The organism is uncultured Microbacterium sp. (assembly GCF_937927635.1).
Taxonomy (GTDB): domain Bacteria; phylum Actinomycetota; class Actinomycetes; order Actinomycetales; family Microbacteriaceae; genus Microbacterium.
On the sequence record NZ_CALBRW010000027.1, the window covers coordinates 16,067 to 32,005 of the forward strand.

General features: G+C 70.2%; 16 protein-coding genes. 3 read left to right on the plus strand and 13 right to left on the minus strand.

Annotation, left to right across the window (positions count from 1 at the left end):
- Nucleotides 1–6: 6 nt before the first annotated feature.
- Nucleotides 7–1,563 (minus strand): lysine--tRNA ligase, encoded by a 1,557-nt coding sequence (gene lysS, locus Q0568_RS13385; RefSeq protein ID WP_298867364.1) that lies wholly within the window; start codon nt 1,561–1,563, stop codon nt 7–9.
- Between the two features lie 191 nt (nt 1,564–1,754).
- Between lysS and Q0568_RS13390 the strand changes: the two genes are divergently transcribed.
- Nucleotides 1,755–3,503 carry a DUF2207 domain-containing protein gene (locus Q0568_RS13390; protein ID WP_298867366.1) on the plus strand — a complete coding sequence of 583 codons (1,749 nt, stop codon included), beginning with the start codon at nt 1,755–1,757 and terminating at the stop codon, nt 3,501–3,503.
- Between the two features lie 44 nt (nt 3,504–3,547).
- On the opposite strand, the gene Q0568_RS13395 is transcribed toward Q0568_RS13390, so the two are convergent.
- The 10 genes from Q0568_RS13395 to hpt all read right to left on the minus strand — a co-directional run bounded on the left by Q0568_RS13395 (nt 3,548) and on the right by hpt (nt 12,143).
- Nucleotides 3,548–4,249 carry a Rossmann-like and DUF2520 domain-containing protein gene (locus tag Q0568_RS13395; RefSeq protein WP_298867368.1) on the minus strand — a complete coding sequence of 234 codons (702 nt, stop codon included), beginning with the start codon at nt 4,247–4,249 and terminating at the stop codon, nt 3,548–3,550.
- Nucleotides 4,250–4,251: 2 nt separating this feature from the next.
- Nucleotides 4,252–6,045: a PH domain-containing protein gene (locus tag Q0568_RS13400; protein WP_298867370.1), complete on the minus strand. Its 1,794-nt coding sequence runs from the start codon at nt 6,043–6,045 to the stop codon at nt 4,252–4,254.
- Nucleotides 6,042–6,566 carry a PH domain-containing protein gene (locus Q0568_RS13405; protein WP_366941413.1) on the minus strand — a complete coding sequence of 175 codons (525 nt, stop codon included), beginning with the start codon at nt 6,564–6,566 and terminating at the stop codon, nt 6,042–6,044. The genes Q0568_RS13400 and Q0568_RS13405 overlap by 4 nt, the downstream gene beginning before the upstream one ends.
- Nucleotides 6,567–6,657: 91 nt before the next feature.
- Nucleotides 6,658–7,122, minus strand: coding sequence for a DUF3180 domain-containing protein (locus Q0568_RS13410; RefSeq protein ID WP_298867372.1), 465 nt, complete (start codon nt 7,120–7,122; stop codon nt 6,658–6,660).
- Nucleotides 7,119–7,652, minus strand: coding sequence for a 2-amino-4-hydroxy-6-hydroxymethyldihydropteridine diphosphokinase (gene folK / locus Q0568_RS13415; RefSeq protein ID WP_298867374.1), 534 nt, complete (start codon nt 7,650–7,652; stop codon nt 7,119–7,121). Before folK ends, Q0568_RS13410 begins: the two co-directional genes overlap by 4 nt.
- A complete protein-coding gene (folB, locus tag Q0568_RS13420) occupies nt 7,652–8,020 on the minus strand; it encodes a dihydroneopterin aldolase (RefSeq protein WP_298867376.1) in 369 nt (122 codons plus the stop codon). Before folB ends, folK begins: the two co-directional genes overlap by 1 nt.
- 1 nt (nt 8,021) lies before the next feature.
- Nucleotides 8,022–8,831, minus strand: coding sequence for a dihydropteroate synthase (gene folP / locus Q0568_RS13425; protein ID WP_298867378.1), 810 nt, complete (start codon nt 8,829–8,831; stop codon nt 8,022–8,024).
- Nucleotides 8,828–9,415, minus strand: a complete 588-nt coding sequence (gene folE / locus Q0568_RS13430; RefSeq protein ID WP_298867380.1) for a GTP cyclohydrolase I — start codon at nt 9,413–9,415, stop codon at nt 8,828–8,830. Before folE ends, folP begins: the two co-directional genes overlap by 4 nt.
- 1 nt (nt 9,416) lies before the next feature.
- Nucleotides 9,417–11,423, minus strand: coding sequence for an ATP-dependent zinc metalloprotease FtsH (gene ftsH, locus Q0568_RS13435; RefSeq protein ID WP_298867382.1), 2,007 nt, complete (start codon nt 11,421–11,423; stop codon nt 9,417–9,419).
- Between the two features lie 168 nt (nt 11,424–11,591).
- On the minus strand, nt 11,592–12,143 hold the full coding sequence (gene hpt, locus Q0568_RS13440) for a hypoxanthine phosphoribosyltransferase (protein ID WP_298867384.1): 552 nt from the start codon (nt 12,141–12,143) through the stop codon (nt 11,592–11,594).
- A gap of 74 nt (nt 12,144–12,217) precedes the next feature.
- Between hpt and Q0568_RS13445 the strand changes: the two genes are divergently transcribed.
- Nucleotides 12,218–12,814, plus strand: a complete 597-nt coding sequence (locus Q0568_RS13445; protein WP_298867386.1) for a DUF937 domain-containing protein — start codon at nt 12,218–12,220, stop codon at nt 12,812–12,814.
- 30 nt (nt 12,815–12,844) lie between these two features.
- Here the strand turns inward: Q0568_RS13445 and tilS are convergent, their stop codons facing one another.
- Nucleotides 12,845–13,834, minus strand: a complete 990-nt coding sequence (gene tilS / locus Q0568_RS13450) for a tRNA lysidine(34) synthetase TilS (protein WP_298867388.1) — start codon at nt 13,832–13,834, stop codon at nt 12,845–12,847.
- Between the two features lie 116 nt (nt 13,835–13,950).
- Between tilS and ppa the strand changes: the two genes are divergently transcribed.
- A complete protein-coding gene (gene ppa / locus Q0568_RS13455) occupies nt 13,951–14,442 on the plus strand; it encodes an inorganic diphosphatase (RefSeq protein ID WP_298867390.1) in 492 nt (163 codons plus the stop codon).
- A 61-nt stretch (nt 14,443–14,503) separates the two neighbouring features.
- On the opposite strand, the gene Q0568_RS13460 is transcribed toward ppa, so the two are convergent.
- Entirely contained in the window at nt 14,504–15,892 is a 1,389-nt protein-coding gene (locus Q0568_RS13460) for a M23 family metallopeptidase (protein WP_298867392.1), read from the minus strand.
- Nucleotides 15,893–15,939: the final 47 nt, after the last annotated feature.

Here is a 15,939-nt window from a genome sequence, read left to right on the forward strand (position 1 = left end):
GCTGCCCTACTTCACCAGCGGGAAGAGGATCGTCTCACGGATGCCCAGGCCCGTGACGGCCATCAGCAGTCGATCGATGCCCATGCCCATGCCCCCGGACGGCGGCATGCCGTGCTCGAGAGCGCGCAGGAACTCCTCGTCGATGGGCATGGCCTCGTCGTCACCGCGCGCGGCGAGCTTGGCCTGCTCGGTGAAGCGCTCGCGCTGGATGACCGGGTCGACCAGCTCGGAGTACCCGGTGGCCAGCTCGAACCCGCGGATGTACAGGTCCCACTTCTCCACCACGCCGTCGATCGAGCGGTGGTCGCGCACGAGCGGGGAGGTGTCGACGGGGAAGTCCATCACGAACGTGGGGCGCACCAGGTCGCCCTTCACGAAGTGCTCCCACAGCTCCTCGACGAGCTTGCCGTGCGTGGCGTGCGCAGGGATGTCGACGCCGTTCTCGTTCGCGAAGGCGATGAGGTCCTCGACCGCGTCCTGCGGGGTGATGGTGCGGCCGCACGCCGCGGACAGCGAGTCGTACATCGAGATGCGGTCCCACTCGCCGCCCAGGTCGTACTCGGTGCCGTCGGCCCACGTGACCGTGGTGGAGCCTGCGACGGCGATCGCGGCGTTCTGCACGAGCTCCTGGGTGAGCCTGGCCATCTGGTTGTAATCACCGTAGGCCTGGTAGGCCTCGAGCATGGCGAACTCCGGTGAGTGCGTGGAGTCGGCTCCCTCGTTGCGGAAGTTGCGGTTGATCTCGTAGACCCGCTCGATGCCGCCGACCACGGCGCGCTTCAGGTACAGCTCCGGCGCGATGCGCAGGTACAGCTCGGTGTCGAACGCGTTGGAGTGCGTCACGAACGGTCGAGCGGATGCCCCGCCGTGCTGCACCTGCAGCATGGGGGTCTCCACCTCGAGGTAGTCGTGGCTGGTGAAGGTCGAGCGCAGGCTGGCGTTCACGGCCGCACGGGCACGCACGGTGGCGCGAGCCTGGTCGCGGACGATCAGGTCGAGGAAGCGGCTGCGCACGCGCGACTCCTCGCTGAGCTCGGCGTACACGTTCGGCAGCGGCAGGATGGCCTTGGAGGCGATGGCCCAGTCGTCGGCCATGATCGACAGCTCACCGCGGCGGCTGGAGATGACCTCGCCGTGCACGAACACGTGGTCGCCCAGGTCGACGAGCTCCTTCCAACCCGCCAGCGACTCCTCGCCGACGTTCGCCAGGGAGACCATCGCCTGAATGCGCGAGCCGTCGCCGGCCTGCAGCGTCGCGAAGCACAGCTTGCCGGTGTTGCGGCTGAACACCACGCGGCCGGCCACGCCGACGATCTCGCCGGTCTCGGCGCCGGCCTCGAGGTCGCCGTACTGCGCGCGCAGCGCCGGGATGCCGTGCGTGACGGGCACACCGACGGGGAACGCGCCGCCACCGGCATCCGCGCGGTTCGCGATCAGCTTGTCGCGCTTTGCCAGACGGACGGCCTTCTGCTCGAAGACGTCCTCCTCCAGGCCCGCTGAGCTCTGCTCCTGGGTCCCTGAGCTCGTCGAAGGGTCGGTGGTCGGCGCAGGCGCGTCAGTCATGGTTGGGGCTCCTCGGGAAAGTCGCCTTCCAGTCTACCGGCGGGCCTTCCGCCCTCCTGAGCGCGAGGCGAGCGCCGGGGAGGACGGACGGCGCTCGGTTAGCCTCGAAGGCATGCGATCTCATCCCGTCCGGCTCCGTCCGCTGGCGCTGGTGCGGCTTCTCGCGTTCGCGGTCATCGCCGCGGGGCGCGATGGCGACGGCGCTGCTTCCCGCATCCGCCGCCTATGCGGATGCGGACGACTTCTCCTACTCGTCGTGGGACTCGCACTACGAGGTCTCGCTCGACGCCGACGGCCGCGCGCAGGCGCACGTCACCGAGACGATGGTCGCCGAGTTCCCGGAGTCCGATCAGAACAAGGGCATCATCCGCGGCTACCCGGAGCGATACGAGGGCGCCGGGCTGGGCATCCGCATCCTGTCGGTGAAGGATGCCGACGGCCGCGACGTGCCGTTCGACACCGAGCACGAGGACGGCATGCTGTTGGTGCTCACCGGCGACGACGACTACGTGCACGGGGCGACCACGTACGTCATCGAATCGACCATGCGCGACTTCATGATCCACGGGACGCAGTCGGGCAATGACGAGTTCTACTGGAACCTGCTGCCGCTGAACAGCACGCAGGCCATCGAGCGCTTCCACGCCGAGATCGACTTCTCCCCCGAGCTGTCCGGCGCGCTCACCGGAGACAGCGCCTGCTACCAGGGCCAGGCCGGGCAGCGGCTGCCGTGCACGGTGGACGGGCCGAGCACGGATGCCGAGGGCACGAGCTTCACGGTCGACTCCGGCGCTCGCCCCGCGGGTGACGGCGTGACCGTCGCCATCGGGTTCGCAGCCGGGACGGTCCGCCAGCCTGCCGCACGCGCGGCGGATCCGGTCGCGGACTTCGGCCCGTTGGCCACCGGTCTGGGTGCGGTCGGCCTGGCCGGTGGCGCCTGGGGATCCGTCGCCGCGTTGAAACGACGCCGCCGCATCGCCACCGGCATCGTCGTCGCGCAGTTCGATGTTCCTGCCGACCTGCCGCCGCTGGTGGCGGCCGCGCTGGTGCCGAGAGCCCCGAACCCCGTCCCCGCGCAGATGGTGCACCTCGCCGTGCAGGGCGCCGTGCGGTTGGAGGAGGAGCAGCCGGAGCCGGGAGCCAAGAAGCGTCCCGCCCTGAGGCTGCTCGACCGCCCCCTGGCGCGCGACCCGCTGGACACCGCGCTGCTGGACGCGGTGTTCCCCGGCGACATGACCGTGCGGCGCATCCCCCGCTCCAGCACGAAGTTCGCCAAGCGCATGGCGAAGCTGGTGCACAGGGGACGCTCGGAGGCGAAGCAGCGCGGCTGGCTGACCGAGGAGCGCAGCCGAGGCGCGATGGCATTCGGCTGGGCGTCCATCGGGCTGGTGGCCGTGACCCTGGCATTCACGGTGTGGTCGGCGACGAAGGACCGCGACCTGCTGCCGCTGTCGGTCCTTGCGGTGATCTTCGCGATCACGGCCGTGGTGATCAGCTCGTTCGTCGCCTTCAGCAAGCACACCGTACTGACCCCGGCCGGAGCGGAGCGCCACGAGCACCTGCTCGGGGTGAAGGAGTTCATCCGCGTCGCCGAGGCCGATCGGCTGAAGATGCTGCAGTCGTACCAGGGGGCGGAGCGTCGCAGCGACGGCACCGTCGACGTCATCCACCTGTACGAGAAGCTGCTCCCCTACGCCATGCTGCTCGGGCAGGAGAAGAGCTGGACCGCGGTGCTCGACACGACGTATTCGAACGCGGGCAGTCGCCCGGGATGGATCGACGTCTCCTCCGGCGTCTCGATCAGCACTCGCCTGTCCACCTACTCCACGTCGATGAACGCCGCTGCGACCTACAGCCCGTCCAGCTCATCCGGCGGCGGCTCGACGGGCGGCGGGTTCTCCGGAGGCGGTGGCGGAGGCGGCTTCTCCGGAGGCCGCTGACCGCAGGATCCGCGCGCGCGGACTCGCACGGCGCGGACGGATGCTCAGATGCCGAAGGGGATGTCGCCCGGGCCCGCGGCCTCGCGCAGCGCCTGCTCGACGGTCGATGACACCAGGGCCGAGAGATATCCGCCGGGGTTGTCGACGCCCACGCCGCGCAGCAGCGAGGTCGCCTGACCGACGATGGATCGGGAGAACTCGGATGCCGTGGCGATGGCCTCCCCATAGGCGGGCCGATCCGCCTCGGCGATCACGACGGGCTCGCACCCCAGCTCCACGGCCAGCGCCTGCGCGATGGGCAGCACCGCGGCGGGTGCCGTGACAGCCGCGAACGAGGCGTTCAGCTGGCGCAGGTCCATGGTGGTTCCTGTGAACGCGATGGCAGGGTGGACGGCCAGCGGGATCGCGCCGCGCTCGGCCGCCGGCCGCAGCACCTCGATGCCGTGCAGCGGATCGGTGTGCAGCACCAGCTGACCCAGTTGCCACCCGCCGACCTCGGCGATGCCCGACACCAGGCCCGGCAGTTCGTCGTGCGGGACGGCGAGCACGACGAGCTCGCTGCGGCGGACGATCTCCAGGGCCTCCAGCACCGGCACTCCCGGCAGCACGGCGGCCGCTCTGTCGTCATCCGATCCGGAGGTGATTCCGACGATCGCGTGCCCCGCCCCGGCGAGCGCGGCGCCGATGACCGGCCCCACCCGACCGGCGCCGATGATGCCGACTCCCAGGCGGCCGTCTCTGTTCATGCTCACTCCTCGGGGGCCCTGGGTGGCAGCACGGGTGCAGGCGGCGGTGGCAGCACGGGTGCAGGCGGCGCCGGCGACGCGGGCGACACGGGCGGCTCCGACGGCATCGGGATCTCCGCCTGCCACTCGCCCCATCGGTGCGTGTGGTCCCGCGCGGCGGCGAGCGCCGCGGCTCGGCTCACGCGGTCGAGCAGCGCGATGGCGTCATCCCGCTCGAGACCCGACAGGGTGCCCGAGATGGGCCCGGTGACGGAGTGCACCTGTCCGCCGGACACGTTCTGCAGCCGGTCCAGCGGCCCCTGGGCGATGGACACCCCCTGCAGCCGCGCAAGCGGGAAGACGGCGAGCTTGCGCCACAGCATCCCGCGGCGAAGCAGCACGCCGAACTCGGTGATCGCGTACCCGTGACGCTTCCACGACAGCGGGCGATGCCACCAGGCGCGCTTCGGGATGGTCCTGTACGGGTCGTCGACGGTCGGCCCGAGGATGCCGTGCTCCCACACCAGGGGCAGGTCCTGGGCGGGCGCGCCCGGGAGGATCAGCGACAGCACGCGCTCGACGTCGGCGCGCTTGCCGACCGGCAGCACGATGTTGAACTGCTGCGCGTTGCCGGACTGCTGCTGCGCGGCGCTCTTGCCGCTCATCCGGTTGATCTTGACCGTCCACCAGCCGAACGGCCGCCACAGCAGCGACTGCGTCACCTCGACCGCGAAGATGCGGCCAGGCGGGAGCGTCTCGGTGACGGTCGTCAGCAGGCCGTAGGTGATGCGCACGCCATCCGGCGTGGGGGCGATCGAGTAGCGCAGCGACTTGGAGATCTGCGCCCACGTGATGCCGACCACGGCGATCACGAGGGGCACGCCCATCCCGAGCGCGATGCCCACCATCGCGACGATGATCTCGCCGCTGCTGTCGCCGTCGGCGGTCATCCCGAAGAAGGCGGCAGACATCGCCACCACGAAGATCGCACCGAAGAACAGCACCCACAGCACCGCCGAGATCAGCTGCGAGGCGACCAGACGGCCGGTGGGGATCTTGACGACGCTCTCGGGGGCCACGTCGGCCAGGTCCACCCCCGCGATCAGGTCGCTGACACCGACGTTCATCGAGTCGACGAGCTGCGAGGTCATGCTCGCATGAGCGGGCATGCGGGCGCCGCCGCTGCGCACCTGTGCGCGTGCCGCCCTGGCACCGGATGCCAGTCGCAGGATGTCGGCGCGGATGGACTCCGCCTTCGGCGTGGACAGGTACTCCAGCTCCACGTTGGCGTCGTTGCCGGCACCCACGACCTCGAGCTTGGCGAGGCCGATGATGCGGGCGGGGAACGGACGGGTGAGGTTCACGCCCTGCACCCGGTCCAGCGGCGCGCGGCGGTGCGAGCGGAACACGATGCCCTTGCGCACCTCGACGTGGTCGCCGGTGATGCGGAACCGGTGGAACCGCCAGAACATCCAGAACACGACGACCAGCAGGATCGCCAGCGCCAGCACGCCCAGCAGCACCAGCAGCACCAGGTTGTTCGCCAGCACCCAGTCGACGGGGTCGCCGCCGTAGTCGAGGTACTTGGACTCGCCCGGAGCGAAGACGCTCACCGTCCAGGCGATCACGCGGTCGCGCAGGTTCGAGATCACGATGCCCGCGACGATGATCAGCACCAGCCCGCCCTTGAACAGCGGCGTCAGCGGATGCATCCGATGCCACTCGCCGTCAGCCTGAGACGACGACCCGCCCTGCGGCAGCACCGCGGGAGTCGGATCCCCGTCGGGCTGCGACGTCCACCCGGCCGAGTCGGTCACAGTCCCGTCCTGCGGGTCTCGGCCACCTCGATCAGCGTGTCGCGCAGCACCTCGGCGGCCTCCTGCGTGAGGCCTGGGATCTGCACGCCGGTGGTCGCGGTGGCGGTGACCATCTTCAACTGAGAGATCCCGAACGCCCGATCCAGCGGCCCCTGCGTGATGTCGACGAGCTGCATGCGCCCGTACGGGACGGCGACCATGCGCTGCCACAGGATGCCCCTGCGGAACACCACGTCGTCAGCACGCAGCATGTAGCCGAGCGCCCTGGCCTGCCGGGGAAGGATGATCAGCGTGAACACGTCGACGAGCACGAGCACGCCCGCCGGGATCCACACCCACGTCTGCGCGAAGGCGAGCGCCAGCACCAGCGCCGCGATGACCGCCAGGACGATGAAGATCGCGTTCTGCACGTACTGCGAGACCACGTACCGCGGGGAGATCTGGTGCCAGACGCCGTCGAGGGCCAGCGCCCGGCCGCTGCGCGGCGTGCGCAGGGACTCATAGGTGCCGGCATCCAGCACAGGCGGGAGGACAGGAGCGGATGCCTGGGGCGCGACCGGCTCCTGCGCGACTGGAGCGGCCGGCACCACGGGCGGGACGGGCTCGTTCGGGTCAGCGGGCGGTGTCGTCGGGCTCTCGGTCATCAGGATCCTTCGGCAGAGTGCAGAACTGTTCGGCGACCAGTGCCGCCCCGATCAGCACGAGTGCTCCCACGATCAGGGCGACCATCGCCACCGTCGACCCTACCGGCGTCGGCACGGGTCGCGTGGAGAGGAAGCCGAGCAGGCCGATTCCGAATCCGGTCATGATGGCGCCCAGCAGGCTGGATGCCCGGGCCAGGGTCGACGCACGGGCGGCGCGGAACGGATCGATGCGCGCGCCGCCGCGCACGCTGCGACGGACCGGCCAGGCCACGCCCAGGCAGGCAGCGCCCAGCAGCACCAGCAGCACCGGCAGGAACAGCGACGGCGTGAACGTGGCCCGGCCGGTCACCGTCAGCAGGTGATCGAAGCCGTAGCCCGCGCCCGCAGCCAGCAGCGCCAGCACAGCGAGCACGCCCGGGGAGGTGCGCTTCACTGCTGCGCCTTCAGCCGACGCACCAGGTCGTCCACCCGCCCCGCACCGGGCAGCACGGCATCCGGATCGATGCTGAGCCACGGCTCCAGCACGAACAGCCGCTCGGCTGCACGCGGATGCGGCACCAGCAGGTGCTCGGCGTCACTGCGGAAGTCTCCGTAGGCGATGAGGTCCAGGTCGAGGGTGCGGTCGCCCCAGCGCTCCAGCCGCACCCGGCCCTGCTCGTCCTCGACGGCGTGCAGCATGCCCAGCAGCACCTGCGGCGCCAGCCGCGTGGTCACGAGGGCGACCGCGTTCAGGTAGCGCGGGGCATCCGGTTCCGGTCCGTCCAGCTTGACGGCGATGGACTCGATGGGCTCCGACATCACGACGTCCGAGACCAGCGGCAGGCGGCGCAGCCGCTCGGCGGCGGCATGCAACATCTCGCCGCGGTCGCCCTCGTTCGAGCCCATCGCGACGACCGCCACCTGCGGATCGCGACCAGGACGCGGGTCCGGTGGCTCGGGCAGGTGGGTGAGGCGCACGTCCATCAGCGGCGTCCCCGGTGCACGACCACCGCCACGTCGGCGAAGGTCTGCTGGATGGGGGCGTGCGGCTTGTGCACGGTGACGGTGACCAGCTGCACGCGCTCGTCCTCGAGCACGGCATCCGCGATGCGCTCCGCGAGCTTCTCGATGAGGTTCACCGGTTCGCCCGCGACGATCGCCGCGACCTTGTCGGCCAGCTCGCCGTAGTGCACGGTGTCGTGCACGTCGTCGGATGCCGCGGGCCGACTCAACGGCAGCATCAGCCGCAGGTCGATGGTGAACTCCTGGCCGTCGCGGCGCTCGAAGTCGAACACCCCGTGGTGGCCGAACACCGTCAGCCCGGTCAGCACGATCTCGTCGAGCATGTCCATCTCAGACTCCGTCCCATGCGCCGACCACGGCCAGCGCATCTCGTGTGGCCGCCACATCGTGCACGCGCACCGCCCAGATCCCCGCCCGCGCGGCCAGCGCGCTGGTCACGGCCGTCGCCAGATCTCTGCGTCGCTCGCTGAGCGGATCGGGTCCTGACGCCTTGTGCAGCGCATCGGCCAGCAGGCGCTTGCGCGAGGTGCCGACCAGCACACGGTGGCCGAGAGCGGAGATCTCGTCGAGACCTCGCAGCACCTCCCAGTTCTGCTCGGCGGTCTTCGCGAACCCGATGCCGGGGTCGACGATGATCCGGGCGGGTGCGATGCCCGCGGCCTTGGCCGCCTCCACCCGCTCGCGCAGCTCGCCGGCCACTTCGCGGGCGACGCGGGTGTACTGCGCGTGCGCGTACATGTCCTCGCTGGGTCCGCGCCAGTGGCCGATGGCGATGTCGGCGCCCAGCTCGGCGACGGCCGACAGCATCCGCTCGTCGGCGAGGCCGCCGGAGACGTCGTTGACGATGCGCGTGCCCGCCCGCACAGCGGCGACGGCGGTGTCGGCGTTGAGGGTGTCGATGGAGGTGGGGATGCCGGCATCCGTCAGCGCCTCGATGACGGGCAGCACGCGGGCGCGCTCGATCGCGGGATCCACCCGCAGCGCGCCGGGTCTGGTGGACTCGCCGCCCACGTCGATGATCACGGCGCCCTGGGAGTGCATGAGGCGGGCGCGCTGGATGGCGGCCTCGGGGTCGATGTACCGGCCGCCGTCACTGAACGAGTCGGGCGTGGTGTTGAGCACGCCCCAGATGCCGGTCACGCGGCAGCCCCGATCAGGGCGATGATCTCCGCCCGCGCGGCGGGCTCGGCGAGCTCTCCGCGGACCGCGACGGTGACGGTGGATGCATCGGGCTGGCGTCCGCCGCGCAGCGTGACGCAGCCGTGCACGGCGTCCATCACGACCAGTACGCCGCGGGCATCGAGGTTCGCGGCGACGGCATCCGCGATCTGCTCTCCCAGCCGCTCCTGCACCTGCGGGCGGGCGGCGAGGGTCTCCACGACCTTCACCAGCGAGCCGAGGCCGACGACCTGCTCACCCGGCAGGTACGCCAGGTGAGCGACCCCGGCGAAGGGCAGCAGGTGGTGCTCGCAGACCGAGCGGAAGCGGATGCCGCGCATGAGCACCGCGCCTGACGGCAACGTGTCGGGCGCGGGCCCGTCGGCGACGCTGATGGTGCGGGAGAGGTGCACAGCGGGGTCCTCGCCCACGCCGGCGAACAGCTCCGCGTACAGCTCGGCGACCCGACTCGGCGTCTGGGTCAGTCCCGGACGGCCCGGGTCCTCTCCGATGGCTTCGAGCAGTTCACGGGTGAGCTGCTCGAGGCGCTCCCTGTCGACCGCCACGTCAGGCCGTCGCCGGCCGCGCCTGCCCGCCGACGGTCTTCGGCCCCGCCGTACGCGTGGTCTCGGTGCGCGCCTGCTCGTCGGCCGCGACCGGCTCGACGGCCCGCACGGGAACGGCGATCGGAGGCAGCGTCGAGACCGGACGGCGGTCGCTGGAGAGCCACTGCGGGCGCTCGGGCAGCTTGCGCACATCGGTGAAGATCTCGGCGATCCGGTGATGGTCGAGGGTCTCCTCCTCGAGCAGCGCCAGGGCCAGCCGGTCGAGCACATCGCGGTTCTCGCTGATCACCTGGTAGGCCTCGTCGTGCGCCTGCTCGATGAGGGCGCGCACCTGCTCGTCGACGGTCTCGGCGATCTTGTCGGAGTAGTCGTGGCCGCGGTTCATGTCGCGGGCCACGAACATCTCGCCACCCTCGGAGCCGAGCTTGACCGGGCCGACCTGCGTGGTCATGCCGTACTCGGTGACCATCTTGCGGGCGATGCCTGTGGCCTTCTCGATGTCGTTGCTGGCGCCGGTGGTGGGGTCGTGGAACACGATCTCCTCGGCGACGCGGCCGCCCATCGCGTACGTCAGCTGATCCTGCAGCTCGTTGCGGGTGACGGAGTACTTGTCATCCAGCGGCAGCACCATCGTGTAGCCGAGTGCCTTGCCACGCGGGAGGATGGTGATCTTCGTCACCGGGTCGGTGTGGTTCATGGCCGCCGCGGCCAGGGCGTGGCCGCCCTCGTGGTACGCGGTGATGAGCTTCTCGCGGTCCTTCATCACGCGGGTGCGGCGCTGCGGTCCGGCGATCACGCGGTCGATGGCCTCGTCCAGAGCGCGGTTGTCGATCAGCTGCGCATTGGAGCGGGCGGTCAGCAGAGCGGCCTCGTTCAGCACGTTGGCCAGGTCCGCGCCGGTGAACCCGGGCGTCTTGCGGGCCACGACCTCGAGCTCGACGTTCTTGGAGAGCGGCTTGCCCTTGGCGTGCACCTCGAGGATCTTCTGGCGGCCCTTCAGGTCGGGCGCGTCCACACCGATCTGGCGGTCGAAGCGGCCGGGACGGAGCAGTGCGGGGTCGAGGATGTCGGGGCGGTTGGTGGCCGCGATGACGATCACGTTGGCGTTGGGGTCGAAGCCGTCCATCTCGACGAGCATCTGGTTCAGCGTCTGCTCGCGCTCGTCGTTGCCGCCGCCGAGTCCCGCGCCGCGGTGCCGGCCGACGGCGTCGATCTCGTCGATGAAGATGATGGCCGGCGCGTTCTCCTTGGCCTGGTTGAACAGGTCGCGCACGCGGGATGCGCCGACGCCGACGAACATCTCCACGAAGTCCGAGCCGGAGATCGAGTAGAAGGGGGCGCCGGCCTCGCCGGCGACGGCACGCGCGAGCAGCGTCTTTCCGGTTCCGGGAGGGCCGTACAGCAGCACGCCCTTCGGGATGCGGGCACCGATGGCCTGGAACTTGCCCGGATCCTGCAGGAACTCCTTGATCTCGTGGAGCTCCTCGATGGCCTCGTCAGCGCCGGCCACGTCGGCGAAGGTGACGGTCGGGGTCTCCTTGTTGACGAGCTTGGCCTTGGACTTGCCGAACTGCATGACCTTGCTGCCGCCGCCCTGCATGGACGAGAGCAGCCACCAGAACAGCAGTCCCAGCAGCACGAGGGGAAGAAGAAGGGAGATGAACCCGTCCAGCCACGTCGAGCGCGGCACGACGTCGCTGGAGTCGGCGGGCTTGATGCCGGCATCGTCAATGGCCTTGAGCACCTGGGGGGCGCGCGCCTCGACGTAGTAGAACTGCACGTTCGTGGCGCCCTTGAACGGCTTCGACAGCGTCAGGTCGACGCGCTGATCGCCGTCGGTGTTGACCGCCTTCGTGACCGTCTTGCCCTGCAGCAGCTCGATGCCCTGCGGCGCAGTGATCAGCGTGGGCGCCGACAGGTTCGAGATCAGCAGGAACCCGCCGAAGAGCAGCGCGCCGATCAGCACGATGTAGATCAGCGGGTTGCGTGAGATCTTCTTGACATCCATGGTCCGTTCAGCGTACCGCCCGGGCACTGGCCCCCTGCTGTGCGTTCACCATCGGCGAACCGGGAGTCTTCGATGCGTTCGGGGTTTCGTCTCAGTCGCTGCGCTCCCTCGCTCAACCTTGACCCGCCGCGCCGCAACGCCGCTCCGCGGCATTGCCCCGACGGCGCGTCAAGAATACACGTGCGGCGCCAGCACTGCGACGTCACGCAGGTTGCGGTAGCGCTCGGCGTAGTCCAGCCCGTAGCCGACCACGAACTCGGTGGGGATGTCGAAGCCGACGTACTTGCAGTCGATCTCGACCTTCGCCGCCTCGGGCTTGCGCAGCAGCGCCAGCACCTCGATGGACTCCGCACCGCGGGACTCGAAGTTCTCCAGCAGCCAGCTCAGGGTCAGGCCCGAGTCGATGATGTCCTCGACGATCAGCACGTGCTTCCCGTGCAGATCGGTGTCGAGGTCCTTGCGGATCTGCACCACACCGCTGGACTTGGTGCCGGCGCCGTAGCTGGAGACCGCCATCCAGTCCATCGGCGCGTGGAAGGGCAGCGCGCGGATGAAGTCGGCCATCACCATCACGGCGCCCTTGAGCACGCCGATGAGGATGAGGTCCTTGCCCTCGTAGTCGACCGTCACCCGCGCGGCGAGCTCCTCGAGCTTGGCGTGGATCTCCTCCTCGGTGACGAGGATCTGGGCGAGGTCTTCAGGAATGTCCGCGGCGCGCATGGCATCGAGTTTAGATCGGGATCCGCACTACTGTGAGCGGAGGAGCGGACAGGAGCCCGCGGGGAAGGAAGACCATGGACCTCGACGAGATCCTCAAGCAGGTGCCGATCGACGACATCGCCGCCAAGTTCGGCGTCAGCACGGATGTCGCACGGCAGGCCGTCACCGAGGGCAGTGCCGCCCTGGTTCACGGGCTCGCCAGCAACGCGAAGACGGCGGAGGGCTCCTCCGCCATCGAGAACGCCCTGAACCGCCACGGCGGCTTCTCCGGCGCATCGACGGTGGACGACGTCGATCAGGCCGACGGCGGAAAGATCCTCGGCCACGTGTTCGGCGACAAGCAGCAGCAGGTCACCGACAGCCTGACCAAGTCCGAGAAGACCGCCGGCGGCATCGACTTCGGCAAGCTCCTGCCGATCCTCGCCCCGATCATCATGGGCGTGCTGGCCAATGCCAAGGGCGGCAGCAGCGGGAACGGCGGCGGTCTCGGCGGTATCCTGGGCGGACTGCTCGGCGGTGGACAGCAGAGCTCAGGCTCGACGGGAGGCGGCGGACTCGGCGACATCCTCGGCGGGCTCGGCGGGCTGTTCGGCGGCGCAACCGGTTCGTCCGGCAGCCAGGGCGGCAACGTGATCGGCGACATCCTGGGCGGTCTGTTCGGCAAGAAGTAGCCGACGCCCCACTGAGGGCCCGAGCCCGCCTCAGCGCGCCGCGAAGACGATGCGTCCGCCCTCGCGGCGTGCCGTGCATCCCGGCAGATCGATGGGCCCCTGGCCCGACCAGTCGGTCGCAAGACGGGCGACCTCCAGGGTCTGCACGCGCGTCAGGCCGACACCGAACTCGCTGTCGACCACCAGCCGGATGATCCGGTTCCGCAGAGCTGCGGGGTTGGCGGCGAGGGCTGCGACGCTGACGGAGATGCCGGCCTCGGCATGCTCGACGATGTCCTCGATGGTCTCGTCGATCATCTCGTCGAACGCCTCGGAGTCCTCCCGCAGCTGCTCGGCGGTGCGGGCGAGGGCCGCAGCGATACCCGGCCCGAGCTCGGCCTCGAGCACCGGCAGCACCGTCTCGCGCACGCGCACGCGAGCGAAGCGCGTCTCGGCGTTCTGCGGGTCGTCCCAGACCTGAAGAGCGGATGCTGCGCAGCAGGCTCGCGTGGTGGCGCGGCGCACACCCAGCAGCGGGCGCAGCCACAGCATCCCGTCCACGTCCTGTCGCACCGGCGGCATGCCCTGCAGGCTGGCGGCGCCCGAGCCGCGGGCGAGGCCCAGCAGCACGGTCTCGGCCTGGTCGTCGAGCGTGTGGCCCAGCAGCACGGCTTCCGCTCCGACCTCCCGCGCGCATTGCCGCAGGGCGGCGTAGCGGGCGTCGCGCGCGGCGGCCTCGGGACCGTCGGGATGCTGCGGATCCACCCGCACGGTCAGCACCCGGGCATCCGCTCCCTGCTCGCGCGCCTGCGCCGCAGCGCGCTGCGCGACGGCATCCGATCCCACCTGCAGTCCGTGGTCGACGACGGCGGCCGTCACCGCGATGCCGATCCGGCACGCTTCGAAGATCGTCGCCGCGGTCAGCGCGAGCGAGTCGGCACCGCCGGAGAGGGCGACGACCACGGCGCAGCCTGCGTGCGGCGCGAGGGATGCGCGCACGGCACGGCGGACTTCGGCGATGGCGGGATCGAGCGAGGGCACCCCTCCACCGTAGAGGGCGCCGGAGCGCACGACCAGGCACGAGTATCCTGGTTCGGGATGCCCAGCGGCATCCTCATGATCTTCCGAATCCGGCATCCGACTCAAGGAGAATGCACATGGGCGCATACGACGCCACCATCGAGATCCCGCGCGGCAGCCGCGTGAAGTACGAGGTCGACCACGAGACCGGTCGCGTGCACCTCGACCGCGTGCTGTACACGACTTTCGGCTACCCGGCCGACTACGGCTTCTTCGACAACACGCTCGGCGAGGACGGGGACCCGCTGGACGTGCTGGTGCTGCTGGATCACGCCATCTACCCGGGCGTCGTCGTCAACGTGCGTCCCGTCGCGGTGCTGAAGATGAGCGACGAGGCCGGTGGCGACGACAAGCTCGTCGCCGTGCTGAGCAAGGACCCGCGCTGGGCGCACATCCAGGACGTCGATGACCTGCCCGAGTACACCAAGAAGGAGATCGCGCACTTCTTCGAGCACTACAAGGACTTGGAGCCCGGCAAGTGGGTCAAGGTCGACGAGTGGGGCAACGCAGCCGAGGCGCAGCGCATCCTCGACGAGGCCTTCGCACGCCGCGAGGCCGAGGGTCACTGACCCTGTCGACGAAGCCCCCGGTTCGCGCCGGGGGCTTCGTCGTCTGCTTTTCGCGTGCGGATCAGACGCTGACGCCGCGGGCGCGCAGGAAGGGCGCGGGGTTGATCGTTCCGGCGCTGGTGTACACCTCGAAGTGCAGGTGGCATCCCAGCGACCGGCCGGTGTTGCCGGAGTAGCCGATCACCTGACCGGCGCTGACGTGCTGGCCGACGCTCACGATCTGGCGGGACTGGTGCGCATAGCCGGTGGAGACGCCACCGCCGTGGCTGATCTTCGTGTAGTTGCCGTACCCGCTGGTGAAAAAACGACTGACGACGGTGCCCGACGCCGCCGCATAGATGGGCGCGCCGCAGCCGTTGGCGAAGTCGAGTCCGCGGTGAAAGCTCGAGCTGCACTTGCCGTTCTGGCAGACGCTGCCGCGCGAGCCGTAGCCGGATGAGATGAAGCCGCCGTGCGGGCGGACCCAGCCGCTGCCGCTTCCGGAGCCGCCTCCTCCGCCACTGCCGCCGCCGTTGTTCTTGGCGGCTTCCTCGGCGGCCTTGCGGGCAGCCTCCTCGCGGGCCTTGCGCTCGGCCGCTTCGCGGGCCTCACGCGCCTTGCGGACCTGCTCGCCCTTCTGGTAGCCGGCGACAGTCGCGGCGGTCGTGTCCTTGAGGGCGGCGAGCTGCGCCTGCAGGGTCTCGAGGTTGGATTCCTTCTCGGTGACGGCGGCCTGCGCGGCATCCGCCGCCGCCTGGGCCTGCTTCATCTTCTGTTCGGCGATCTTCTGCAGTCGATCGCGCTCGTCACGAGCCGTCTTGGCCTGGTCGGTCAGGGCCTGCGCAGAATCGCGGGCCGCAGCAGCACGGTCGGCGATGGTGCGGTTGTACTCGAGCAGCTGGTCCATGCTGCCCAGGCGCGAGAGCAGGCCGTCGGCGCCCTGGGACGAGTCCGAGAGGAACAGCTCGAGGGCGGCCTGATCACCGCCGCTGCGATACAGCTGCGTCGCGACCTGGCCCGCTTTGCGGGAACTGTCCGCAGCGATCTTCGCCTGGGCGTCGGCCTGCCCCTGCAGATCCTGAGCGCGCTGGGCCTGCTCGAAGTAGGCCTCCTGAGCGGCGTAGAACTCATCGCCGGCCTTCTGCGCGGCGGCCTCTGCGTCGGCGGCCTGCTGAGTGAGCTGCTGGATGAGCTGCTGGATGCGGGTGATCTCAGCGCCCTTGGCGGCCTCGTTGCCCTTCGCGCGCTGCACGTCGTCCCAGCTGGGGTAGCCGGGTTCGGCATGCGCGATCAGGGAGGAACCGGAGAGCCCGAAGGCGGTCAGCGCGACGGCACTGAGCGCGCCGACGGTGAGCGCACTGCGGCGGGTCAGCCTGGCGGACGGCCACAGGGCGCGCTGCTCAGCCGGGGTCGGCGCGCACCCGCACGTCTCGGCTGCTGACCGAGCGTCCGTCTTGAATTCGTCGTTCACTCGGCCCCTTCCGCCGGTTTCACAAGTGCCACACTAACAACATTCGT